Source organism: Mesorhizobium sp. WSM4841 (assembly GCF_055811515.1).
On sequence record NZ_JBVVQC010000007.1, the window covers coordinates 124,310 to 147,571 of the forward strand.

Genomic DNA, 23,262 nt, shown 5'->3' on the forward strand with positions numbered 1-23,262 from the left:
GAACAGAGCAGCCACAGGCCTTCATCGTGGTATTCGGTAGCAAAAACCACCATGACGTCTCCGTCGGTGGATTGATCGAAAGCCTGGAAGCGGCATCTCGAATTGTCGACTGTCTCTCGCCAGTTATTGCGAGATGCCTCGATTCAGTCTGGACAAGTATGAGATGCAGGGCGATCCGGACTAGCCCGGATATATCGTGAGATATCCGGGCTAGTCGGACGACGAGTATGAATCGCGCCTGGATCTGTTCCGGTAGCGGACATTGAAAAAATCATCTTTCCTGCTATGTTGTCTAAAATCGATTTTTGTTAAACGGAAACGTGAGGCACCCTGATGGCGAAGACAGCTGTACGTGTTCGTCGCGGCCTCTCCGTGGGCAAGCGGACGAAAACGCTTCCCAAAGCGGCTGCGAAAATGCAGATGCGTCGCCTAGCCAGAATTAATGCCGTCCTGCAGAGGGCGGAAGAATCCGGCCTGCGCGCTGAGAAGAACGGCAGGATTGCGGGACGGGTGAGTGCTGACCTGATCAAGAAGGCTAAAGCTCGAACCGGATTGACGTCTGATACCGAACTGGTCGAATTTGCGTTGGCAAATGTAGCCTTGGAAGACAATTTCGCCGACACCTTCAGGAAAACACGGGGAACGGTGGATCCGACGCTGAAGCTCGGATTCTGAATTGGCCGATTTCGACTTCGGTGCCGCCGTCAGATGGTCGCGATTTGACCCCCAGAAAACTTTAAGCCGCCGGCCCGACAAGGAGCTGCCGATCATTGGTAACCTTGTCGAGGCGGGACAGGAATTGCTGCTGGATACCTGTGTTTACCTCGACGGTTTGCAAGGCCGAGCGCCAGAAGCAGTTGCCGACCTCCTCGACGTCAGGCAGGTCAATCATTCCACCGCAGCCATCCAGGAACTAATGCACACGGTTGGCGTCCTTAAGCCGAAGCACCCGGGTACCGCCGAAGCTATCAAGCAGATCGGGACCATGATCAAGGATATGCCGCCCCATCGGGTTTTTGCACCAGGTCCCGATGTCCTGGGCCGAGCCGCACTCCTCTCAGGAATGCTGTGTCGCCTGCAAGGCTACAAGAATGATTCCAGGCTGCGGGCGCTTCAGGATTGCGTGATGTTCCTGCAGGCCCAGAAATTGGGATTTACCGTTCTAACGGGCAACATCAGCGACTTCGATTATTTGCTGCAGCTGATCCCGACGGGCCGGGTTTTGATGTATCGGCCAATCTAAATGTAGCTGCACATCCGGGCTTCCACGATGTCGAAATCTGGTGGTCTTTGCTACATAATGCCGGACTTCAGCGCTCCTCACTCTCCAACTCGGAAGCGACGGTAAGCCTGGAATGCGCCCCAGAAGGCCGGGCGCGTCCGGCGCGTGGCGGTTGCTACCGAATGGCGCTTCATTGTGCTCGCAGGACGTAATTTTTTATCGACGTTATGTCGGGATCGGTCCTACTGTTTCGTCCTTTGACAGAGAAAAGGACGCACCCATGCTCTACGCTATCCTCTGCTATGCCTCCGAAGACGTCGTCTGCTCCTGGAGCAAGGAACAGGACGATGCCGTCATGGAAAAACTCCTGGGCGTGCAGGAAAAATACGCTCAGGCCGGCCGGCTTGGCCCGGTGGCGCGGCTGCTGCCGACAACCGCTGCAACAACGCTGAGAAAGGTCAAGGGCGAAGCGGTCGTCATCGACGGACCATTTGCCGAAACCAAGGAACAGTTCCTCGGCTTCTACACGCTCGAATGCGCCGATCTCGACGAGGCCGTCGACTTTGCGCGCGAACTTTCCGAGGTCAACCCGAGCGGCGGCTCCTACGAAATACGGCCGGTCTCGCTCTTCAACCCCGCCAGGATTCCCGCATGACCGATCTCACCTGGATCAGCACGGCGATCAGCACGGCCCGCCCACAGGCGATGGGCGCGCTGCTGCGCTACTTCCGCGATCTCGATGCGGCGGAAGAAGCTTTCCAGGACGCGTGCCTGCGAGCTCTGAAGAACTGGCCGACAAACGGCCCGCCGCGCGATCCGGCAGCCTGGTTGATCTTCGTTGGCCGCAACAGCGGCATCGACGCGGTGCGCAAGCGTGCCAAGCAGGCGCCGCTGCCGGAAGAGGACCAGATCTCCGATCTGGAGGATGCCGAGACCGATATCGCCGAACGGCTGGACGGCGCGCATTACCGCGATGACATATTGCGGCTGCTGTTCATCTGCTGCCATCCCGACCTGCCGGCGACGCAGCAGATCGCCGTGGCGCTGCGCATCGTTTCAGGCCTGAGCGTCAAGCAGATCGCCCGCGCCTTTCTCGTCGGCGAAAGCGCCATGGAGCAGCGCATCACACGTGCCAAGGCGCGCATCGCCGATGCCGGCGTGCCGTTCGAGACGCCCGGTGCGGTCGAGCGGTCCGAACGGCTCGCCGCCGTCGCCGCGATGGTCTACCTGATCTTCAACGAAGGCTATTCGACCAACAGCGGTGAGGCGCCGGCCCGGGCGCCGCTCTGCGAAGAGGCAATCCGGCTGGCCCGGCTGCTGCTCAGGTTGTTCCAGACCGAGCCGGAGATCATGGGCCTGACGGCGCTCTTGCTTCTCCAGCATGCGCGTGCGCCGGCGCGTTTCGACGAGAACGGCGAAATCGTGCTGCTCGAAGACCAGGACCGCAGCCTGTGGAGCCGCAAGATGATCGACGAGGGGCTGGCGCTGGTCGATAAGGCGCTGCGCCATCAGAAGCCCGGTCCCTACCAGGTGCAGGCGGCGATCGCCGCCCTGCATGCGCGGGCGGAAAAGCCTGAGGACACGGACTGGAACGAGATCGAGCTGCTCTACAGCCTGCTCGAGCAGATGCAGCCGTCGCCGGTGGTGACGCTCAATCGCGCCGTTGCGGTGGCCAAGGTGCGCGGGCCGGAAGCGGCACTTGCCATGATCGAGCCGTTGGAACAAAGGCTTTCCGGCTATTTCCACTTCTTCGGCCTCAAGGGCGGACTGCTGATGCAGCTCGGTCGTGGTGAGGAGGCGCGCATCGCCTTCGACCGCGCCATTGCGCTTGCCAATACGGCCGCCGAGGCGGCCCATATCCGCATGCACATCGACCGGCTGATGAAGGAAGGCGCCGCGCGGGTAACCGCGCAGACAGTGCGCTGAATCGACTCGCTGGTTCAACGGTCTGACCTTGGCTTAGACCATGCCGGGGTGGCGATTTTTCCCTGAAACGAGTAATGCCACGCCATGACAGCGCCTGATGTGCCGATCGGCACAGGGACGGCATGGCACAAGGCTTCGACCGACGCCATATGAGCGACGGGATCTGAAAGGGACAGAGAATGACGATTGCGAAGGAAACAGCCGGGCTACTGGCGAAACTGGGCGTCGCCGAGGATGCGCTTTCGGGCGGCGATCTTATCGTGCGCAGCCCGGTGACGGGCGAGCAGATCGCCGCGCTGAAGACGATCTCGCCGGCCGATGCGGCAAAGACTATCGACAAGGCGCATAAAGCCTTCCAGGCTTGGCGTCTGGTGCCGGCACCGAAGCGCGGCGAGCTGGTGCGGCTGCTTGGCGAGGAGCTGCGCACGCACAAGGCCGAGCTTGGCAGGCTGGTGTCGATCGAGGTCGGCAAGATCCCGTCCGAAGGGCTCGGCGAAGTGCAGGAGATGATCGACATCTGCGATTTCGCCGTCGGCCTGTCGCGGCAATTATACGGCCTGACCATCGCCACCGAGCGGCCTGGCCATCGCATGATGGAAACCTGGCATCCGCTGGGTGTCGTCGGCGTCATCTCCGCTTTCAACTTCCCGGTCGCGGTGTGGTCGTGGAACGCGGCACTTGCGCTGGTCTGCGGCGACGCGGTGGTGTGGAAGCCGTCGGAAAAGACACCGCTGACGGCGCTCGCCTGCGAAGCGATCTTCAAGCGCGCGGCAAAGCGTTTCGGTGATGCTCCGGCAGGCTTGACGTCGGTGCTGATCGGCGACCGCGCTGTCGGCGAAATTCTGGTTGATCATCCGAAGGTGCCCCTGGTCTCGGCCACCGGCTCGACCCGCATGGGCAGGGATGTCGGTCCGCGGCTGGCAAAACGCTTTGCCCGCGCCGTGCTGGAGCTCGGCGGCAACAATGCCGGCATCGTCTGCCCGACCGCCGATCTCGACATGACCTTGCGCGCCATCGCATTCGGCGCCATGGGCACGGCCGGCCAGCGCTGCACGACGCTGCGGCGCCTGTTCGTGCATGATAGCATCTATGATGCCTTGGTTCCGCGCCTGAAGAAGGCCTATGAAAGCGTCTCGGTCGGCAACCCGCTGGAGACATCAGCGCTGGTCGGACCGTTGATCGACAAGTCAGCCTTCGACAGCATGCAGAACGCATTGAAGGAAGCCGCCGCTCACGGCGGCAAGGCGACCGGTGGCACGCGGGTCGAGAATGGCCATCCCGACGCCTATTACGTTCGTCCGGCGCTGGTCGAGATGCCCAAGCAGGTCTCGCCGGTGACGGAAGAGACCTTCGCGCCGATCCTCTATGTGATGAAGTACTCGGATTTCGACGCCGTGCTCGACGAGCACAACGCGGTCGGAGCGGGGCTGTCGTCGTCGATCTTCACCCGCGACCTGCAGGAATCCGAGCGCTTCCTGGGCGTCGACGGGTCCGACTGCGGCATCGCCAACGTCAACATAGGCACATCGGGGGCAGAGATCGGCGGTGCCTTCGGTGGCGAGAAGGAGACCGGCGGCGGCCGCGAGTCGGGCTCCGACGCCTGGAAGGCTTACATGCGGCGCGCCACCAACACGGTGAACTATTCCAAGGCGCTGCCGCTGGCCCAGGGTGTATCCTTCGACATCGACTAGGCTGTGAGGCCCTTGTCGTGGCGGCTGCGCCAATAGCTGCCACGATTTATCTCGGTCGCCGTTCAGCGGCTTCCGGGAGATCCAAAACAGTCTGCGAAAGCCGCATCAATGATGGCGAGCTCGGGACTTCGGCGCTAGTAAGGGTGCTTGGCCGCCGCAAGATTGCTTCCAAAAATCACACATGTTGACGTTAATTTAACACCATTGTATGGTCTATTCCGTTGGTTCGGAATTCCCAACGGGTGTTCGGCGGTTGCTTCGCCGGGCAGCTTTCCCCGCCGTCGTCAAGCGCTATGCACCAAAATCCTACTCGCAACGCGTACCGGCAAGCGATGAGCTGAGAGGTAGCCATGTCCAGCCTGCTTGGGATCGACAACGGCCTGACGGTGACGAAGGCGGTGATCTTCGACGCCGACGGTTCGCAACTGTCGGTGGCGCGCCGGCGGGTGCCGCAATCGATGCCGCACGCGCGCTGGGTCGAACGCGACATGGCCGGCCTCTGGCAGGCGACAGCCGAGGCGATCCGGGAAGCCATTGCCTTGGGCGGCCGGCCAGCCAGCGACATTAAGGCGGTGGCGGCGACCGCGCATGGCGATGGCCTGTACCTGCTCGACAGCGATCGCCGGCCGCTAGGCCCCGGCATATTGTCGCTGGACAGCCGGGCGGGCGAAATCGTCGACAGATGGTCGCGAGGTTCGGTCTTCGCCGAAGCGCTCGCCCTGACCGGCCAGGTGCCGCACGCTTCCTCACCGTCGTCGCTGCTGGTCTGGTTGCGGGAGCACGATCCGGAACGCTTCAGCCGGGTCGCGCACATACTCGCCTGCAAGGACTGGCTGCGTTTCTGTCTGACCGGCACCATCGGCACTGACCTCACTGAGGCGAGCACCTCGTTCACCAATGTGCGTACGCAAAGCCATGTGCCGGAGGCGATGCGCATTTTCGGTCTTGAGGCATTGTTTGAAGCCTTGCCGCCGATGATGCATTCGGCCGACATCGTCGGCTACGTCACCACCGATGCAGCGGCGCTGAGCGGGCTTGCTGAAGGGACGCCGGTCGCTTGCGGCCTGCATGATGTCACTGCCTCGGCGCTTGGCATGGGCGGCCACGAGGAGGGCGTGGTCAGCATCGTCGCCGGCACCTATTCGATCAACGAAATAGTTTCCACCGAGCCGCGCGTCGACCTGCGCTGGTTCTGCCGCAATGCTATTGATCTTGGGCGTTGGAACAACATGTCGATCTCGCCGGCCTCGACGGCGAATTACGACTGGTTCCTCGACACGCTCTGCCGCCCGGAACAGGACGAAGCAAAAAGGACCGGCGGCTCGATCCACGAGATGCTGGCGGCAGAGATCGACATTGCGCTTGGCAGGCCTTCGACCATCTTGTTCCATCCCTATCTGTTCGGCTCGCCTTACGGCAATGCCGCCAGCGCCAGCTTTCTCGGCCTGCATGGCTGGCATGATCGCGGCGACATGCTGAAGGCAGTGCTGGAAGGTATCGTCTTCAACCACCGCACGCACGTCGAAGCGCTGCGCGACGGCTTTGCCGTTCGTGAGGTGCGGCTCACCGGCGGCGGGTCGCGCAATCCGGCCTTCGCGCAGATGTTCGCCGACGTGCTCAATGTGCCGGTCATCGTGACGTCGACCGACGAGGCGGCTGCCTTCGGCGCAGCCCTTTGTGCCGGCGCCGCGGTTGGCCTGTTTGCCTCACCGCAACAGGGGGCGCGCGCGGTCAGCAAGACGAGCCATGAATATCTGCCCGACGCGGCGCGCAATGCGGTTTTCGAGGACCGTTTTTCTCTCTATTGCCGCATTGCCGAATCGCTCAAGCCGCAATGGCTGGAGATCGAAAGGCTGGCGGGGCAAAGCATTGAGGGGGCTGCATGATCAAGGCCGACGAACGGCGCGAGGAAATCGCCGACTATGTGATCAAATTCGGCCAGGTGCGCATCGACGACCTGGTCGAGCATTTCGGCGTGTCGCGGATGACCATCCACCGCCATATCGACCAACTGGCGCACCAGGGCGTGCTGCGCAAGCTGCACGGCGCGGTGACGGTGCAGCCTTCCGGTCTTTATGAAAGCGCTTTCCGCTATCGGGTGACGGTCGGCAGAGCCGAGAAGGATGCGCTGGCGCATGCGGCGCTGGATTATGTAGAGGCCGGCCAGGCCGTCATGCTGGACGATTCGACCACGGCGAACGCGATCGCGCCTCTGCTGCCCGACATCAAGCCACTGACCGTCATCACCAACAGCGTCGCGACTGCAGCACTGCTGACCAATGTCGACGATATCGACTTCATCTGCCTGGGCGGTCAGTACCACCGCACCTACAATGCCTATATCGGCATCGTCTGCGAGAATGCCGTGGCGCAATTGCGTGCCAATCTTTTGATTTGCTCGGCTTCGGCGATCTCAGGCACCACGGCCTTCATCCAGGACCAGCATGTGGTCCGGGTCAAGCAAGCGATGGTCGCTGCCTCGACCAAGCGCATTCTTGTCGTCGACCATTCCAAGTTCGACAAGGTCGCCCTGCATGTTTTCGACGATCTGACCCGTTTCGACGCGGTGCTGACGACCGACGGCGTAAGCGATGCGCAGGCACAAAAACTCGAACGAGCCGGCGTAAAGCTGCGCATCGTCAAGATGACTAAGCCATGAGCCCTTCCGGCGACGCAGGCGCAGCCGACCCCGGCTCAGCCGACCCCATCGACCGCCTCGCCTTTATGAACAAGACGGGCGACGTCGACGTCGTCATTCTTGGCGCCGGCATCAATGGGGCTGGTCTGTTCCGGGATTTGTGCGCGCAAGGCGTCAGTTGCCTGATCGTCGACAAGGGCGATTTTGGCTCGGGCACAAGTGCTGCGCCATCGCGGCTGATCCATGGCGGCCTGAAATATCTCGAAACGGGCGAGTTCGGGCTGGTGGCACAGTCGACGCTGGAGCGCAACCTGCTGTTGAAGAACGCGCCGCACTATGTCAGCCCGCTGCCGACAATCATCCCGATCTTCTCCTGGAGCAAGGGCATGTGGGCGGCATTGCGCACACTGCTGGGCTCGACCAGCGCGCCGCGCAGTCGCGGCGCCGTCCTCATCAAGATCGGCCTGACGATCTACGATTTCTATGGGTCGCGGCATCGTGTCATGCCGCGCCACCGACTGGTCGGGCGACGGCGGGCGCTGAGCGAGATACCGGCACTGACCAGGTCGATCGTCGCCACCGGCATCTATTACGACGCCAAGATCAGCCATCCCGAAAGGCTGGTGCTCGAACTGATCACCGACGGGCTGGCAGCAAATGCCCTCGCCGCGGCCGCCAACTACACGACGCTGGTTTCGTCGTCCAATGGCGTGCTGGCCTTCCGATCAGCGAACGGCGCCGTATTTGCGGTACGGCCGAAACTGGTCGTCAACGCCGCCGGTCCGTGGATCGACGATGTCAACGCCTCGCTCGGCGCGCCATCGAAAATGATCGGCGGCACCAAGGGCTCGCATATCCTTTTGAAGCACGACGAACTGGTACGAAGCCTGGCAGGCCGCATGCTCTACTTCGAAGCCGACGACGGCCGCATCTGCCTTGTCTACGACTATCTCAGTCTGGCGCTCGTCGGCTCGACCGACATCCAGGCCGACAGCCCGGACACAGTACGCTGCGAGCCGCAGGAGATCGACTATCTGCTCGAAAGCGTGCGTGCGCTGATGCCGGGCATGAGCTTTGGACGCGACCAGATCGTCTATGCCTATAGCGGCATCAGACCGTTGCCTGCATCCGACGCCTCTGTCCCCGGCTTGATCAGCCGGGATCATTCGGCACCGGTCGTCGAGCCGGAAGGTTCGCGTCCGTTTCCGATTATCTCGCTGGTCGGCGGCAAATGGACGACGTTCCGCGGCTTTGCCGAGGAGGTTGCCGACACGGTACTCGACCGGCTGGGACGCGGCCGCAAGGTCACCACGCGATCGATGCCGATCGGCGGCGGCAAGGGTTTTCCAACCGAGCCTGCGGCGCGAGCTGCCTGGCTGGCGGATGCCAGATCGGCTTCGGGCGCCGACGAACGCCGTCTCGACCAACTTCTGTCGCGCTACGGAACCAAGGCGTTGCCGATCGCCCGCCACCAAAGTTCAGGAGACAATGAAGATCGCCTGCCGGGGGCAAGCGACTACGGCACATCCGAAATCGACTACATCGTTCGTAATGAATTCGTCGAGCATCTGGCCGATATCGTCATGCGGCGCACGACCCTGGCCATTGGTGGTTCCCTGACCATGAGCGATTTGAAGCAGATCGCCGCCATTGCCGGCCGTGCACGTAACTGGGACCCGCAGCGGATGTCCGACGAACTCGATGCCGCTGTCGCGCAGCTCAGCGACAGGAATCTGATGCGATTGTGATGGCGCCCTGATTTGGGACGAACACCTCGCGGGTATGCGCTGTTTTCAAAAAATACCACACGAAAACAGCATATTAAGCTTTGTTGACAGGTGCCCATTCTCCGGCAGTGCCGGAGAATGGGCAGAATATCACATGTCTTGACGTGAATTTAACACTAACGTATGGTCGATTTTGTGCCTGAGGCCTGACTGTTCCGAAAGGCTTCGGCTCGTGAGGAATTTCTTGCTTACGGCGGTTGGGCTGACGAACCAGCGCATGCAATCGCGGTCACACGATCGTGCAGCCGAATACCGGCTGGGTTCTCGGCCGCAATCAACTGCTACGCGACAAAGTTCCTCTCGATGACGCCGGCTGCACGCTGATCCCGGTGAAGGCGGATTGACAACGACATGAACGCGTGAAAAATTTTTCAACTGAAGATAATAATATCATCTCGGGAGGAGATGGAATGAAATCCAGCAGCGCCGCCAGTGGTGATCGTGACCTGATCGGCGTCATGCCGCAGGTCGTTGCACCATGAGTTCGCAGCCCGCTACCACGATCAATCGGCGGGTCGGCGTTCGTTGGATTGTCGCCGCGGCCGCGATCCTGATTTTGCTCGGCGCGATGGTTCTCGACACCAAGGTCGTCATAATTGGTTCGGCGGAGGACGCGCGAAAGGCTGCGTTCTCCCCGGAAGAATACGGCAAGTCCGAGTTTCCGAAGGTTCAATCCGCCGTGGAGCAGCGCGCGGTGAACGCCGCTACCCTTGCGTCGGCCATCGCCAAGGACAAGGCGGTGGCGGAGAAGGAGTACGGCGTGCCGGCCAATGTCGGTACGGAATTCTCAGTCAAATTCACCGGCGTGGTCGGTGAGGGAAAGTCCGGCATCTACGCCGTCAAGGTCGACGAGGTTCCCAGCACTTTGGTCATTCGAGTGCAGACGGGTCCGGCGATCAACGGAACCGACCTGCGCGATGCCACGGGAACGATCGCCTTCGGGCAATTCACCAACCAGATCGAGTATCAGAACGCAGGATCGGCCTTGAACAACGAGATGAAGAAGCAGGTATTGTCGGCCATCGACAACACCAAGCTCACCGGCAAGACGATTTCGGTGATCGGCGTCTTCAAATTGGTCAATCCCAAGGGCTGGCTCGTCACACCCGTAAAGCTGAGCGTTCAATGAATGCGGCGCCTCAATTCGAGCCGGCGGCCGGCGATACCGTGCTCGCGGCGCGCAACATCGTAAAATCCTATGGCGGAACGCATGCCCTCAAGGGGGTCAATTTCGACATCCGCCGTGGCGAGGTCACCACGCTGTTCGGAGAGAATGGCGCCGGCAAGTCGACGCTGATGAAGATCCTTTCCGGTGTCGAGACGCCGACGTCCGGAAGCATCGAACTCGATGGCCGTCCTGTCGTCTTCTCCTCGACCGTCGACGCGCGGGATCGAGGCATCTCGATAATCCATCAGGAGTTGAGTCTCGCGCCCAATCTGAGTGTGCGCGACAATATTTTCATGGGCCGTGAGTTGCGGGGCGCGACCGGCCTCGACTTCGCGGAAGAGGCTCGTCAGACGCGGATGCTGATGGCCGATCTCGAGGAAGACGTCGATCCGATGACCTTGGTGCAGGATCTGCGCCTGGGCCAGCAGCAGATCGTCGAAATCGCACGCGCGCTCTCCGTCGATTCACGCATCCTGATCATGGACGAGCCTACCTCCGCATTGAGTGCGACCGAGGTGGAGGTGCTGTTCAAGGTGATCCGGGACCTGACCGCCCGCGGTGTTTCGATCGTGTACATCTCCCATCACCTCGAAGAAGCACTGCAGATCACCGACCACGCCGTGGTGCTGCGCGACGGAACGATCACGGCCACGGCCAAAGCGAAGAACATCGATCTCGAATGGATCGTCCGTAACATGGTGGGCGAGAACTTCGACCTGGGATCGCCGCCCACGGGATACGCATTCGGCGACATTGCCCTGTCAATCGACGATGTGAGCGTCGCCGATGTTTCGAGTTCGGACCGCCTGGTCGTCCACCGGCTGTCGCTCGATGTCCGCGCGGGCGAGATCGTCTGCATTTACGGGCTGATGGGCGCGGGGCGCACGGAATTGCTGGAGTGCGTCGCCGGACGATTGCCGGTGACGGGCGGCCGGGTCTTGCTGGAGGGCGACGACATCTCCTGCCTCAGCATTGCGGAGCGGATAAACAGGGGGCTTGTGCTGGTGCCTGAGGACCGCCAACGCGACGGGCTGGTCCAGACGATGACCGTGGGGGCAAATCTGTCGCTCGCCAGCATTGGCGCCTTCGTCAAGGGGATGCTGCTTTCGCGGTCGCAGGAGCGGTCGCTGATCGACGGAACCATTCGCGATGTGCGCGTCAAGACGGCGGGCGCAGGCGCGCCCATCGGATCGCTGTCCGGCGGCAATCAGCAGAAGGTCGTCATCGGCAAGATGCTGACCACCGACCCCAAGGTCATGCTGCTTGACGAGCCCAGTCGCGGGATCGATGTCGGCGCCAAGGCGGAGGTGTTCCGGCTGCTCGGCGAGCGGGCCGCGCAGGGGCTCGCGGTCGTCTTCTCGACCTCGGAAGTCGCCGAGTGCCTTGGTATCGCGCACCGGATCATCGTCATGCGCCGAGGCAGGATTTCGGCTCAGTTCGGCGCCGATGTCACGAAAGAGCAGATCATGGCCGCCTCGGGCGAGGCGGTGCTTGTCTGATCATGAAGAATACAGGAGCCAGACCGTGACCAACGCCAGTCAGCATCGTAGCCGCTCCGGCTCGAGGATATCGACCGGTGGCTTCAGTGTGGCCAAGCTGTTGCTGGAGGGCCGGGCATTTCTCGCGCTGATGGTGATCATCTTCGTCTTCTCGATGCTGTCGCCCTATTACTTCTCGTTGGGCAATTTCCTCACCATGGCGTCGCATGTCGCCATCTTCGGCATCCTCGCGGTCGGCATGCTGCTGGTCATCCTCAATGGCGGCATCGACCTGTCGGTGGGGTCGACGCTTGGACTGTCGGGCGTAATCGCAGGATTCCTGATGCAGGGCGTGCAGTTGCAAACGCTCGGCATCGTGCTGTTTCCCCCCGTCTGGGTGGTCGTGGTGCTGGTGTGCGTGCTCGGCGCACTGGTCGGCCTGGTCAACGGCGTGCTTATCGCCTGGTTGAAGGTGCCGGCCTTCGTTGCCACGCTGGGCATGCTCTATGTGGTGCGGGGCGCCGCGCTGCTGATGACAAACGGCCTCACATATAATGATCTCGGCGGCAAGCCGGAGCTGGGCAATACCGGCTTCGACTGGCTGGGCTTCAACCGCCTGTTCGGTATCCCTATCGGTGTGCTGGTCATGGTGGTCATCGCGATCATCGGCAGCATCATCCTCAATCGCACGGCCTTCGGCCGGTGGCTCTATGCCTCCGGCGGCAACGAGCGCGCCGCGGAACTGTCCGGCGTGCCGGTGAAAAAAGTGCAGGTGTCGGTGTATATGCTGTCCGGCATCTGCGCCTCGGTAGCCGGCCTCATCCTGTCCTCGGAACTGACCTCGGCAGGGCCGACCGCCGGCAACTCCTACGAACTGACCGCCATTGCGGCCGTCGTCATCGGCGGCGCGGCACTCACCGGTGGTCGAGGCAATATCCGCGGCACGCTGGTTGGGGCCTTCGTCATCGGCTTCCTATCCGATGGCCTCGTGATCATTGGCGTGTCCGCCTACTGGCAAACAGTGTTCACCGGCGCGGTCATCGTGTTGGCGGTGCTGCTCAACGCCATTCAGTATCGCCGTCGCGTCAAGCTCCCGGGCTCGACCGGCGGCCCTTCGACTTCTCCGCAACAAGCCGGCAAGGCCCGAACGGCCGATCCCGCTCACGAGAAGATTGCCGGTTGACCGGTACCGTCGCTAACCAAGGAGGAAATCTCATGTATGGCAAGGCAAGAATTCTAATGCTCACGGCCTTTGCGCTGGCCGCTCCGGTCCTCGCAGGGTCGGTAAGCGCAGCGTCGGCCGAAGGCCTCATTTCGATCATCGTCATCGATCCCGCCAACCCGTACTGGCTCACCGAAGGCAATGTGGCCAAGGCCGAGGCCGAAAAACTCGGCTACACCGCGACTGTCGGCGCATCGAAAGCCGACACGAACACGGAAAGCAGACTGATCGACACCGCAATCACCAACAAATCCGTGGCGATCATCCTCGATCCTGCCGACGCCAGCGGATCCATCGGCGCCGTCAAGAAGGCGATTGCCGCGAACATCCCGGTCTTCCTGGTCAACGCCGAGATCAATCAGGAGGGTCTGGCCAAGGCGCAGCTCGTTTCCAACAACGCACAGGGCGCCGCTCTGGGGGCACAGCAATGGGTGACGAATATCGGCGAGAAGGGCAACTACGTCGAACTGTTGGGCGCCCCGTCCGACAACAACGCCGCCACCCGGTCAAACGGATACGAGACCGTGATCAGCCAGTATCCGGACCTCAAGAAGGCCGGCTCGGAGGTCGCCAACTGGGACCGGACCCAGGGCCACGACAAGATGCAGAGCCTGCTGCAGGCCCATCCCGATATCATCGGCGTGACGAGCGGCAATGACGAGATGGCGCTTGGCGCGATCGCCGCGCTGAAGGAAGCCGGAAAGCTGTCGAGCATTAAGGTCGGCGGCTTCGATGGCTCTCCGGACGCTGTCGCCGCGATCAAGGCGGGCGACTTGCAGTACACCGTGCTCCAGCCGGTGGCCGTCTACTCGGCGAAGGCCGTACAACAGGCCGACTCGTTCATAAAGACCGGCAAAACCGGCGCGCCGACCGAGAAGCAGCTGTTTGACTGCCTTCTCATCACCAAGGACAACGTCGACAAATACACGGCTCCCTTCACGCTCTCGGAGTAAAAAACGAAGGGGGAGTGTCCCGCGGGACACTCCTCGCCTGACCCTCGTTGATCGGGCCGACGCACCACATGTCTGTTACGCTAAAACTGAAACACAGGCCGTGACCTGAATCCGCGCTGGTGGCTCTATGGAGCGGCTGATGTGGCCCACCACATGTCGTTGAAACGCCACCCGTGCGGATCCATATACGCATTGCGTCGGATGTTTTCCTCCCATTGCGTCCGGCGCGTTCCCCTCTGGAGGTTTTGAACCTTCATGCCTGGCCGGACTTTAACAGTCCGGCCTTTTTTCTATTGGTCCTGTGAAGCTGCGCTGCCGCGAGCGAGTTGTAGAACGGCCGTAGGTCAGACCATCCACGACCGGCAGGCCGCGGTGCTGGCAGCGCGCACGGGATTTTCGTCACACTCGACAGCGGCCTAGCCGTAGGGTGCGGCAACGGAAGCTGCCATTTTGTTGGGAAATCCACTAGGCTCGCTTGGTTTGCGAGACGGCGAGAGATGCCCGACCTGAAACAGATGCCCGATATGAAACAAATGAGATTGCTCGGCATCGTGGCCGCGACGGCGATCGGTCTGTATGTCTGCTATCTCTTGGCGTTGCCTTTTTTGCCCGCATTGACCTGGGCGGTGGTGTTGGCAATCATCCTGTATCCGGCTCATCGACGGGTCGAGGAAAGGCTCAGGAATCAAAACCTGGCTGCGCTGATATCGGTCAGCGTCGCGGCGGTGGCAGTCGGCCTGCCGCTCGTCTTCGTGGCACAGCAGCTTGTTCGCGAGGCGGTAAACGGAGCCACCTATATGGAGGAGGTCATCCGGGGTTGGAACACAGATGCCTTCGTGTCGGGCTATCCCAGGCTTTCGGCGGTTGCCCAGTGGATTGAGAACCAACTCGATCCGGCCGGCACGGTCGCCGCATTTGTACAATGGCTGACGGCACAAAGCACATCGCTGTTGCGCGGCTCGATCAATCAGGCCGTGATGTTCATTCTGACATTTTATCTGCTGTTCTATTTTCTGCGGGACCGTGAATCCGCCCTGCGGGGGATCGAGCGTCTCTCGCCCCTGCGTACCGCGGAGACGGCATACATGCTGTCCCGCCTTGCCGAGACGGTACATGCGATCCTGATAGGCACCGTGCTTGTCGCCGCTGTGCAGGGGACGCTGGGCGGCCTGATGTTCTGGTGGCTCGGCCTGCCCACTCCGGTCTTCTGGGGCTTGGCAATGGGACTGCTTGCCATCGTGCCGGTGCTCGGCGCATTCGTGATCTGGGTGCCGGCAGCGATCTATCTCGCGCTGGAGGGGGCTTGGGCGAGCGCGGCGATCCTGACCGTCTGGGGCGGCGTGGTCGTCGCCGGCATCGACAATCTGCTCTATCCGATGCTTGTCGGGAACCGGCTGCGGCTCCACACGGTGGTGGCCTTTGTCGGTGCTGTCGGTGGCATCGTCCTGTTTGGAGCATCCGGGCTCGTCCTCGGCCCGGCGGTGATTGCGGTCACCGTCAGCCTCATTGACATCCTCAAGAAACGATTGAGCGACCAGCCCGAGGCGGAACTGACGCCAAAGCGCGACACAAAGCCATCACGTCAGTCCGGACCCGCGCCCAGTGAGTAAGCACCGCCGCGCGCGACCAGTTCGGCGACCACCACGATGCGCATGAGCATTGTTCCAGCGTCAGCCTGTCCCGCCTTGCGATCACGACCAGCACGCCGACCGGCTCTGGCCGGACTGGTTCGGCCGTGCGCTCGACAGCGGCGGCAGCGGCGCGTCGAAGCTGGTCGATGCAGTTCCGGTCAAGTCCGATCCTGCTGGTGACGACGGCGAGTGCCGACAGGATGCATGCGCCGCGGCGGGCTCATTTTTCGCCGTCCAGATAGGCGTTGCTGTAATAGGCCGCGAAATCGGGTCGTTCGCCGACCGGGTTCCCATCGCCGTCGCGCAGGGCTCCGGCCTTGAACAGGTAGTCGCCGATAGCCTCCATCTTTGCGGGATCGATCGTGCCGATCGCGCCGGCGGGGCTTTGCAGATAGTGGCCGTCGACCAGCGCCTTCAGCGATGCCTCGATCAATGGACGGTCAGTCAGCATGTCGCTGTTTGCTGCTATCAGGATCTCAGCCGCTTCTTGCGGATGTTCGACGGCGAAGGCATAGCCGCGCCTGGTCGCGGCGATGAACGCGGTTGCCGTGTCCTTGTTCTTCTCGAGGTAGGCTCGGCTCGAGCCAATGAAATTGGTGTGTTGGTCGGGCACGCCGAAATCCGCGTAACGGAAGGCGCGCTGAGGCTTGTCGTCAAGCTCCGCCTTGATCCCCTCCCAAGTGTAGACCTCGAGCGTAAAATCGACTGCGCCATTGGCCAAGGCCTCATAGGCGGAGGTGCCCAGCGTCACTGTTTCGAATTTGCCCTCGCCGCCATCATGGCGGATGATGGTGCCGATCAGCGCATTCTCCCAGGCGCTGCCGAAACCGCCATAGGTCAGGCCGTCCAGATCCCTGGGGGACTGTATATCGGCGCGGTCGGCGTTGAACACCAGCCTGCCGGCTTCTGTCTGCATGATGGCGTAGGTGGCGACGAGGTCGGCGCCGGCCGTGCGTTGGGTGAACAATCCTATGGATCCCAGTATACCGAAATCGGCCACGCGGTTGGCGATCAGCGTACCGGCCGCAGTGTCGGTGTAGGGCAGGATCCGCATGTCGAGCCCGGCCTCGGCGTAGAAGCCTTTCGCTTGGGCGACATAGAGCCCGACATGATTTGTGTTCGGCGTCCAGTCTAGCGCGACGGTGACAGTCTGCTGGGCGGAGACGGACGTGACGGGTGCGAACCCGGCGATCAATGCGGCAGCGATGAAGAGGCGTCTGGAAAGCATGGTCATGTCCTTTGGGCGGGCTGTGGATCGAGCAGGGTATCGAGGATGTCGGCTTCGATGGCGCTGGCTTCCGACGAGGCAAGATCCTTGCGCGGGCGCGAAAGAGGTATGATGATTTCGCGCAGCACGCGGGCGGGGCGGGCGCTCAGCACATAGATGCGGTCGGACAGGAAGACCGCCTCGCGGACGTCGTGGGTGATCAGCAGGACCGTCCAGCGGTGTCGGTCCCACATCGTCTGAAGCCAGCGCTGCATGCCGGTGCGCGTGAGGGCGTCGAGTGCGCCGAACGGCTCGTCGAGCAACAGCATGGCGCGGTCCTGCACGACGGTGCGCAACAGCGCGGCGCGCTGGCGCATTCCGCCCGAGAGCTGCGCCGGATACTTATGCTCGAAGCCCGCAAGGCCGAATTCGCCGAAGAACGGCGCCACCCTGTCGCGCGCCGCCTTGCGGGACATGCCCTGCACTTCCAGGCCGAGCGCGGTGTTGTCGATAACCGTGCGCCAGGGCATCAGGGCGTCGTGCTGCGGCATGAAGGCAAACGGTCGGCGCGTGTCGGCCAGTGGCCGCCCGTCGAAGTCGACATCGCCGCCGTGGCCTCCGAGACCGCCCGTCAGCAAGCTGAAGATCGTGGACTTGCCGGCTCCGGAGGGGCCGAGGATTGAAACGAATTCGCCCGGCTCGATGTGCAGGGTGATGTCGGCAAGCACGTCGATGTCGCCAAAACGCTTCCTGACTTGGCGCAGCTCCAGCCGCCTGCTCATGATTTTCGTGCGCCATCGAGCCGCTCCCATGGCATGACGACGCGCTGGATCAGTACCGTAGCAGCAAACAGGGCTAGCGTGAGCAAGGCGCTGACCAGCACGGCCGCCAGCACGAGATCGGGCCGGAAATTGTTCTTGGCGTTGAGCATGTAGATGCCGAGCCCTTTGGCCGCACCGGCATATTCTGCGAAGATGGCGCCCACCACGGCATAGGTGATCGAGATGCGCAGTCCGGCGAAGAAATAGGGCAGCGAGGAGGGCAAGCGGGCCAGCAGGAAAATGCGCATGCGGGAAGCGCCCATCGAACTCAGAAGCGCCGAGATGTCCCGATCCGTCGAGTCATAACCCTGCACAAGCGCGACCAGCATGGGAAAGAAAGTCACGAGGGCGATCAGCGTGATCTTCGGCGTCAGCCCGAAGCCGAACCAGAGAACGACCAGCGGGGCGATCGCCACCAGCGGCAGGGTCTGGCTGATGATGAACACCGGGAACAGGGCACGGCGCAGCGGGTTGAAGAAGTCGATCAGCACCGAAAGGATGAAGGCAACGGCCAGCGAGCAGGCGAAGCCCGCCAATGTGGCGCTGATCGTCGGCACGGTGTTGTCGAGCAGCGCCTGGCGCTGCCGGATGGCCTGGGCGAGAACGCGTGACGGCGCGGGCAGCGTGGTGGGCGAGATGCCCGAGATGCGCGCATAGAGGTCCCAAGCCAAAACCAGCGTGCCAACCGATAGCAAGGCCGGTCCGACCTTGGCGAACAAGGCTGCGATTCGCGGCGCGGCGGAGAAAGGTTGAGACATGCGAGACTTGTCTGGTGCGAAAAGATCAGCGCAGGGTCGGGCTGTTGGCCGAAACCGTAAGCTCGATCGTGAGATGGCCCTGGAGCGGGCCGACCGGCAGCGTCGAAATATCGTCTGTGCCTATGCGCAACCGATCGCGACAAGGGTCGAGCGCATCGAGCGCGGAGATGACGACACCGACGAAATCGCCGGTTGTCGGAGAAAGAGAAATCTGTGCGCCAGAAAACATCGCCCGCCTCGCTCCGCTGGTATTATCCAGATCAGCTCTAGGGTTTACGGGCTTGCAGCCCAGCTCTCAGCCCCGACGATACGGAGCACCCCTGTGGATGCCGGCAATTAAACAGATATGGGGTGGAGCTGCAAGCCTGCGTCCGACTCGTGAAACCTCAGGTCGAGGAGGCGCGGCGCAGGACAGGGAAGAGTGACAACCCGGCATCCTGTTCGAGATCGCTCTCGATATTCTGAGAAGCCACATGACTTTGAAGGTATCGGGAAAGACGTCGATCGAGCGGACAGTTTCCCGTTCGTCGCCATTGTCGATGCCAGGCGTTTGGTGAATTGTGGAAGCATGAAGATATAAATTGCATCCGTTGTAGGCAGCGGTTCCTCTTTCGCCAATTACGACCCGCGCTTTGTTGGAGAGCCAAATGCAGGAATTTATCCTTTTTGCGCTCGTAGGGTTTGTAGCTCAGGCTGTCGACGGGGCTCTCGGCATGGCCTACGGCGTGATTTGCTCGACAACCCTACTGGGGTTTGGCGTGTCTCCTGCACACGCTTCGGCTTCAGTTCACGCAGCGGAGCTGTTTACCACTGCGGCCTCAGGTTCGGCTCACCTCTATCACCGCAATATCGACTGGAAGCTTTTCTGGCGGCTGATGCCATTTGGTGTTCTCGGCGGCGTTCTCGGCGCTTATGTGCTCACCTCGTTTGAGGGAGCGATCATGAAGCCATATGTGACCACATATCTGGCGCTTGTCGGAGCTTGGCTCCTGTTCCGTTCATTCCGGCGGATCCCGAGTAAGCCGGTCCCTGCAGGCGCGGTACCTCCGCTTGGACTTGGTGGTGGATTTCTCGATGCCGCAGGGGGTGGTGGATGGGGACCCATCGTAACGACGGGCCTTCTCGGTTTTGGCGGGACGCCCCGCTACGTTATTGGTACGGTAAATGCGAGCGAGTTCCTCATCACGCTCTCGGTGTCTCTGACCTTCTTGTTTGCATTAGTAACGGGCCATTGGGCGGAGGCAGGAGAGCCAACGGAAAATCTACTCTCTGTCGCCGGCTTGATTCTTGGCGGCGTAGTCGCAGCGCCGATGGCCGGTTGGGTAGTGAAGTCAATCGCAGAAAAGACGCTTCTCAGGCTCGTTGGTATTCTCATCATACTGCTTGCAGGCTGGCAAACCGCGCAACTCTTCGAATTGGTGTAAACTGAAGACACATCGAACAGGTTGTCGGCGTCGCTTCCCTGGCGGCTGTGCGGGAGACAAAAAAACTCAATTGCCAAATGGAACGAAGAGACCCCTTTGTTGTTTGGCTTGCTTGGACAACCGGAGGCCGAGTCGATGAGAAGATTGGTTGCAACAACAGGGTTGGCGCTGGCGGTCGCGATGCCTGCAGCGGCTCAGGACACCGCGACCGCGAAAGCCGAATTCGTCAACATGGCCGGCGAGAAGAATGGCACGGCCACGCTGACCGAGACGGCGCAGGGCGTGCTGATAGCGTTGGAGGTAACAGGACTGCCTCCGGGCGAGTGGGTCGCGTTCCATGTTCATGAAACCGGAAAGTGCGACCATCAGACCGGCCATGACTCGGCCGGTGGGCACTTCAATCCGACGAATGCCGAACATGGATACCTCACTGGAAAAGGCCCGCACGCGGGCGATATGCCAAATCAGCGGGTCGGCGCCGACGGCGTTTTGCGTGCCCAGGCTTTCAACGGCATGGTCAAGCTGGATGGTGGAGAAACGGCGATACGAGGCAAGGCATTGATGATCCACGGCGGACAGGACGACTACAAAAGCCAGCCTGCCGGTGATGCCGGAAATCGTCAGGCCTGCGCCGTGATCGAGTGAAAACCCCAAGATGATTAGAGACCTGTCCGACATATGATCGGACCGGCTTTCAGCCTCAGCGGCCAGGTAGTGGTACGTCGTCGGAGCCTCTGGCACGAGGATAAGCCAGACGGTAAGTTCGTGCGCCTGCAGAGAAATTGACGACGCACCCATCGCGCCGAAGCTGGCCTTTCATTTTGCGACTGCCGGATGATTGCATGAACGATACTTCTCCTATGGGCCTGCCCTCCAAGGGTTTTGTCCAGTCAGCCATTTCCGCCCGCGGCCTGGTCAAGACGTTCGGCAAGCTGCGCGCCGTCGATGGTGTCGATCTCGATGTGCCGCGCGGCATGATTTTCGCCATCCTGGGTCCGAACGGTGCCGGCAAGACAACGCTGATGCGCATGCTCGCGACGCTGTCGCGCCCCGACGCCGGCTCTGCGACCGTGATGGGGCACGATCTCGTGCAGGCCCCGCATGCGGTCCGTGCGGCAATCGCGATGACCGGGCAGTTCGCTTCGCTCGACGAGGACTTGACGGGCCGGGAGAACCTCGTCCTGCTCGCCCGACTCTGGGGTTTTCGCGGTCGCGCCGCGAAAACCCGTTCGGACGACCTGCTCGCGGCTTTCGGCTTGTCCGAAGCGGCGACGAAGCAGGTGAGGGATTATTCGGGTGGCATGCGAAGGCGGCTCGACATAGCCGCCTCGCTGGTCGTCACGCCGGGCGTGCTGTTCCTCGACGAGCCGACTACAGGCCTCGATCCGAACGCCCGCAAGGATGTCTGGGGCATGATCCGCGGCCTCGCCGAGGCCGGCGTCACCATCCTGCTCACCACGCAATATCTCGAAGAGGCCGATCAACTTGCAGCGCGTATCGCCGTCATCGACCACGGCAGGAAGATCGCCGAGGGTACCAGCCGCGAACTGAAGGCGGCCACCGGCTCCGGCTTTCTCCATGTCGCGCTCGCCGATGTTGCACGGGCGGACCAAGCGGCGACCATTCTGGAACGCCGGCTGGAACATCCTGTCCAACGCAGCGCCGAAGGCGCTGAGCTCTCCGTCCTTGCCGGCACAGCGAAGGCCGCCAATGAGGCGCTGGCCGATCTGGTCGCCGCCGGCATCGAGCTGTCGGATTTCTCCATGGGCCAACCCAGCCTCGAGGAGGTCTTCTTCGCGCTGACGGGCCAGCCGGGCCTCGGTGAAAGCCGGAAGGCAGGTGACAAGCCATGATCGACACGACATCCCTGCAGCGGCTGCAAAGCGTCGCCCGACCTAGGACCCCATCAGCCCTTTCCAACGCGCTGGTCTTCGGGTGGCGCGCGGTGCTGAAATTCAAGCATGTGCCGGAGCAACTCTTCGATCTGGTGATGACTCCGATCATGTTCACCCTGCTCTTCACCTTCGTCTTCGGCGGCGCGCTCGCCGGTTCGCCTGGCGAGTACCTGCAATTCTTCTTACCCGGCATCCTGGTTCAGACCGTGGTGTTCAACGCAGTCTATTCGGGCATGGGTTTGTCGACCGACCTCGGCAAGGGCTTATTCGACCGCTTCCGATCGCTGCCGATCTGGTCGCTGTCTCCGTTCGCCGGCCTGATGGTGGGTGACATCCTGCGCCATTTGATTGCCGCCTCGATCATTCTCACCATCGGGCTGATCCTCGGCTACCGGCCTGAGGCAGGCATCCTCGGCGTGCTTGCCGCCTTCGCCATGCTGATCGCCATCGGGTTCGGCATGGGCTGGGTATTCATCGTGCTCGGCCTGCTGATCCGCACGCCAACCACGGTGATGACGCTCGGCTTTACCTTCCTGTTCCCGCTCGTTTTCGCCTCAAACATCATGGTCGACCCCGGCACCATGCCGGACTGGCTGCGGGCCATCGTCGAAGTCAACCCAGTGTCGCTGATGACGACGGCGCTGCGCGGGCTGATGGCTGGCGGGGCGACGCTCGGTCAGGTCGTCCTCGCCCTGATCGCGCCGGTGGCGCTGACCGCCATCCTGGCGCCGACGACACTATGGCTGTATCTCAGAAGGTGAGAGGAGCCAAACGGTCGCAGTCCTGATCGCCTGAGCGTCAACAATGCGCCCGGATGGACCTGCGCTTCTTAAAAGTCGACACGGGGCGTGTCTTGCATCTGGCGCTCGAACAGGAGCCAGAAGGGCGATCCACGGGTTTCGGCATACCAATGTTCGAAACCCGCCAGGGTCTCAGGAATGTCATTGGCGGATTCCTCTTCCTCCGACGCCCGGAATATCGCCAGCACAACCTGGCCGAAACGCGCGATCACCTCCGAGCGCGCTTCGCTGTCGGAATTCCAGCCGAGTCGCGTGCGCAGCGTGGCGAAGGCGCTGGCGACGGCTATCTCCTCACTGTCGGCCGATGCCATGGCCTCGGCGATCGCCTGAATGAGATTGAGCCGCCTGAAGGCGAAGGCGCGCTCTTGTTCGAGCGCCGCGATCCGGACTGCAGCTTCCCGTCGGAAACGGCCTTCCGCGACTTTGGCGGCCTCGGCCGCTGTCTTGAGCTCAACGAGAAAGCGGGTTGTCACCGTCATCGCGCCTTTGCGAGAGTGGCGGAAGAGAGTGGGAGTCGAACCCACCAAGGACCGGCTCGCGGCCCCTCCCGGATTTGAAGTCCGGACGCCCCACCGGGGACGATGCTCCTCCAGAAACTTCCGCTATTGCCGGCTCACTATCGGCCGGTGAGCGAAACAGAT

Annotated in this window: 22 protein-coding genes, 1 tRNA gene, 1 pseudogene and 1 riboswitch; of the genes and pseudogenes, 18 read left to right on the forward strand and 6 right to left on the reverse strand. The window is 61.9% G+C overall.

Going from position 1 to position 23,262, the window contains the following annotated elements; all coding sequences use genetic code 11:
• The first annotated feature begins 333 nt into the window (after positions 1 to 333).
• From AC0L14_RS10850 to AC0L14_RS10915, 14 genes are all read left to right on the forward strand, one after another.
• A complete protein-coding gene (locus AC0L14_RS10850) occupies positions 334 to 675 on the forward strand; it encodes a hypothetical protein (protein ID WP_473527176.1) in 342 nt (113 codons plus the stop codon).
• Between the two features lies 1 nt (position 676).
• A complete protein-coding gene (locus AC0L14_RS10855) occupies positions 677 to 1,243 on the forward strand; it encodes a type II toxin-antitoxin system VapC family toxin (protein ID WP_473527177.1) in 567 nt (188 codons plus the stop codon).
• A 259-nt stretch (positions 1,244 to 1,502) separates the two neighbouring features.
• A complete protein-coding gene (locus AC0L14_RS10860) occupies positions 1,503 to 1,877 on the forward strand; it encodes a YciI family protein (protein ID WP_192358717.1) in 375 nt (124 codons plus the stop codon).
• Positions 1,874 to 3,148: an RNA polymerase sigma factor gene (locus tag AC0L14_RS10865; RefSeq protein WP_123149615.1), complete on the forward strand. Its 1,275-nt coding sequence runs from the start codon at positions 1,874 to 1,876 to the stop codon at positions 3,146 to 3,148. The genes AC0L14_RS10860 and AC0L14_RS10865 overlap by 4 nt, the downstream gene beginning before the upstream one ends.
• 179 nt (positions 3,149 to 3,327) lie before the next feature.
• Positions 3,328 to 4,839 carry an L-piperidine-6-carboxylate dehydrogenase gene (amaB, locus tag AC0L14_RS10870; protein WP_473486474.1) on the forward strand — a complete coding sequence of 504 codons (1,512 nt, stop codon included), beginning with the start codon at positions 3,328 to 3,330 and terminating at the stop codon, positions 4,837 to 4,839.
• Positions 4,840 to 5,189: 350 nt separating this feature from the next.
• Positions 5,190 to 6,725, forward strand: a complete 1,536-nt coding sequence (locus tag AC0L14_RS10875) for an FGGY-family carbohydrate kinase (protein ID WP_473527179.1) — start codon at positions 5,190 to 5,192, stop codon at positions 6,723 to 6,725.
• Entirely contained in the window at positions 6,722 to 7,498 is a 777-nt protein-coding gene (locus AC0L14_RS10880) for a DeoR/GlpR family DNA-binding transcription regulator (protein ID WP_473486476.1), read from the forward strand. The genes AC0L14_RS10875 and AC0L14_RS10880 overlap by 4 nt, the downstream gene beginning before the upstream one ends.
• Positions 7,495 to 9,225, forward strand: coding sequence for a glycerol-3-phosphate dehydrogenase/oxidase (locus AC0L14_RS10885; protein WP_473486477.1), 1,731 nt, complete (start codon positions 7,495 to 7,497; stop codon positions 9,223 to 9,225). The genes AC0L14_RS10880 and AC0L14_RS10885 overlap by 4 nt, the downstream gene beginning before the upstream one ends.
• Positions 9,226 to 9,623: 398 nt before the next feature.
• The gene (locus AC0L14_RS10890; protein WP_473486478.1) at positions 9,624 to 9,746 is read left to right on the forward strand and encodes a hypothetical protein; all 123 of its coding nucleotides are present in this window, start codon (positions 9,624 to 9,626) and stop codon (positions 9,744 to 9,746) included.
• Positions 9,743 to 10,393, forward strand: coding sequence for a DUF2291 family protein (locus tag AC0L14_RS10895; protein WP_473486479.1), 651 nt, complete (start codon positions 9,743 to 9,745; stop codon positions 10,391 to 10,393). The genes AC0L14_RS10890 and AC0L14_RS10895 overlap by 4 nt, the downstream gene beginning before the upstream one ends.
• Positions 10,390 to 11,931 carry a sugar ABC transporter ATP-binding protein gene (locus AC0L14_RS10900; RefSeq protein WP_473527181.1) on the forward strand — a complete coding sequence of 514 codons (1,542 nt, stop codon included), beginning with the start codon at positions 10,390 to 10,392 and terminating at the stop codon, positions 11,929 to 11,931. Before AC0L14_RS10895 ends, AC0L14_RS10900 begins: the two co-directional genes overlap by 4 nt.
• A 25-nt stretch (positions 11,932 to 11,956) precedes the next feature.
• Positions 11,957 to 13,093: an ABC transporter permease gene (locus AC0L14_RS10905; RefSeq protein ID WP_473486481.1), complete on the forward strand. Its 1,137-nt coding sequence runs from the start codon at positions 11,957 to 11,959 to the stop codon at positions 13,091 to 13,093.
• Between the two features lie 32 nt (positions 13,094 to 13,125).
• On the forward strand, positions 13,126 to 14,085 hold the full coding sequence (locus tag AC0L14_RS10910; RefSeq protein WP_091594763.1) for a D-ribose ABC transporter substrate-binding protein: 960 nt from the start codon (positions 13,126 to 13,128) through the stop codon (positions 14,083 to 14,085).
• A gap of 497 nt (positions 14,086 to 14,582) precedes the next feature.
• Positions 14,583 to 15,695 carry an AI-2E family transporter gene (locus tag AC0L14_RS10915; protein ID WP_473486482.1) on the forward strand — a complete coding sequence of 371 codons (1,113 nt, stop codon included), beginning with the start codon at positions 14,583 to 14,585 and terminating at the stop codon, positions 15,693 to 15,695.
• Positions 15,696 to 15,936: 241 nt separating this feature from the next.
• On the opposite strand, the gene AC0L14_RS10920 is transcribed toward AC0L14_RS10915, so the two are convergent.
• The 4 genes and pseudogenes from AC0L14_RS10920 to AC0L14_RS10935 form a co-directional block, all read right to left on the reverse strand.
• Positions 15,937 to 16,950, reverse strand: coding sequence for an ABC transporter substrate-binding protein (locus AC0L14_RS10920; RefSeq protein ID WP_473749460.1), 1,014 nt, complete (start codon positions 16,948 to 16,950; stop codon positions 15,937 to 15,939).
• Positions 16,947 to 17,705, reverse strand: coding sequence for an ABC transporter ATP-binding protein (locus AC0L14_RS10925; protein WP_473486483.1), 759 nt, complete (start codon positions 17,703 to 17,705; stop codon positions 16,947 to 16,949). The genes AC0L14_RS10920 and AC0L14_RS10925 overlap by 4 nt, the downstream gene beginning before the upstream one ends.
• On the reverse strand, positions 17,702 to 18,502 hold the full coding sequence (locus tag AC0L14_RS10930; RefSeq protein WP_473486484.1) for an ABC transporter permease: 801 nt from the start codon (positions 18,500 to 18,502) through the stop codon (positions 17,702 to 17,704). The genes AC0L14_RS10925 and AC0L14_RS10930 overlap by 4 nt, the downstream gene beginning before the upstream one ends.
• 85 nt (positions 18,503 to 18,587) lie before the next feature.
• A pseudogene (locus tag AC0L14_RS10935) lies at positions 18,588 to 18,731 on the reverse strand (YkoF family thiamine/hydroxymethylpyrimidine-binding protein); the annotation flags it as partial.
• A riboswitch (TPP riboswitch) is annotated at positions 18,722 to 18,834 on the reverse strand. (Overlaps the previous pseudogene by 10 nt.)
• A gap of 315 nt (positions 18,835 to 19,149) precedes the next feature.
• Here AC0L14_RS10935 and AC0L14_RS10940 point away from each other — a divergent pair.
• From AC0L14_RS10940 to AC0L14_RS10955, 4 genes are all read left to right on the forward strand, one after another.
• A complete protein-coding gene (locus AC0L14_RS10940) occupies positions 19,150 to 19,926 on the forward strand; it encodes a sulfite exporter TauE/SafE family protein (RefSeq protein WP_473527183.1) in 777 nt (258 codons plus the stop codon).
• 135 nt (positions 19,927 to 20,061) lie between these two features.
• Entirely contained in the window at positions 20,062 to 20,571 is a 510-nt protein-coding gene (locus tag AC0L14_RS10945) for a superoxide dismutase family protein (protein ID WP_473486486.1), read from the forward strand.
• Between the two features lie 197 nt (positions 20,572 to 20,768).
• The gene (locus tag AC0L14_RS10950) at positions 20,769 to 21,779 is read left to right on the forward strand and encodes an ATP-binding cassette domain-containing protein (protein WP_473527184.1); all 1,011 of its coding nucleotides are present in this window, start codon (positions 20,769 to 20,771) and stop codon (positions 21,777 to 21,779) included.
• Entirely contained in the window at positions 21,776 to 22,582 is an 807-nt protein-coding gene (locus tag AC0L14_RS10955; RefSeq protein WP_473486488.1) for an ABC transporter permease, read from the forward strand. Before AC0L14_RS10950 ends, AC0L14_RS10955 begins: the two co-directional genes overlap by 4 nt.
• 68 nt (positions 22,583 to 22,650) lie before the next feature.
• Here the strand turns inward: AC0L14_RS10955 and AC0L14_RS10960 are convergent, their stop codons facing one another.
• On the reverse strand, positions 22,651 to 23,100 hold the full coding sequence (locus AC0L14_RS10960) for a hypothetical protein (RefSeq protein WP_473486489.1): 450 nt from the start codon (positions 23,098 to 23,100) through the stop codon (positions 22,651 to 22,653).
• 16 nt (positions 23,101 to 23,116) lie between these two features.
• Positions 23,117 to 23,212, reverse strand: a tRNA-Sec gene (locus AC0L14_RS10965).
• Between the last annotated feature and the right edge of the window lie 50 nt (positions 23,213 to 23,262).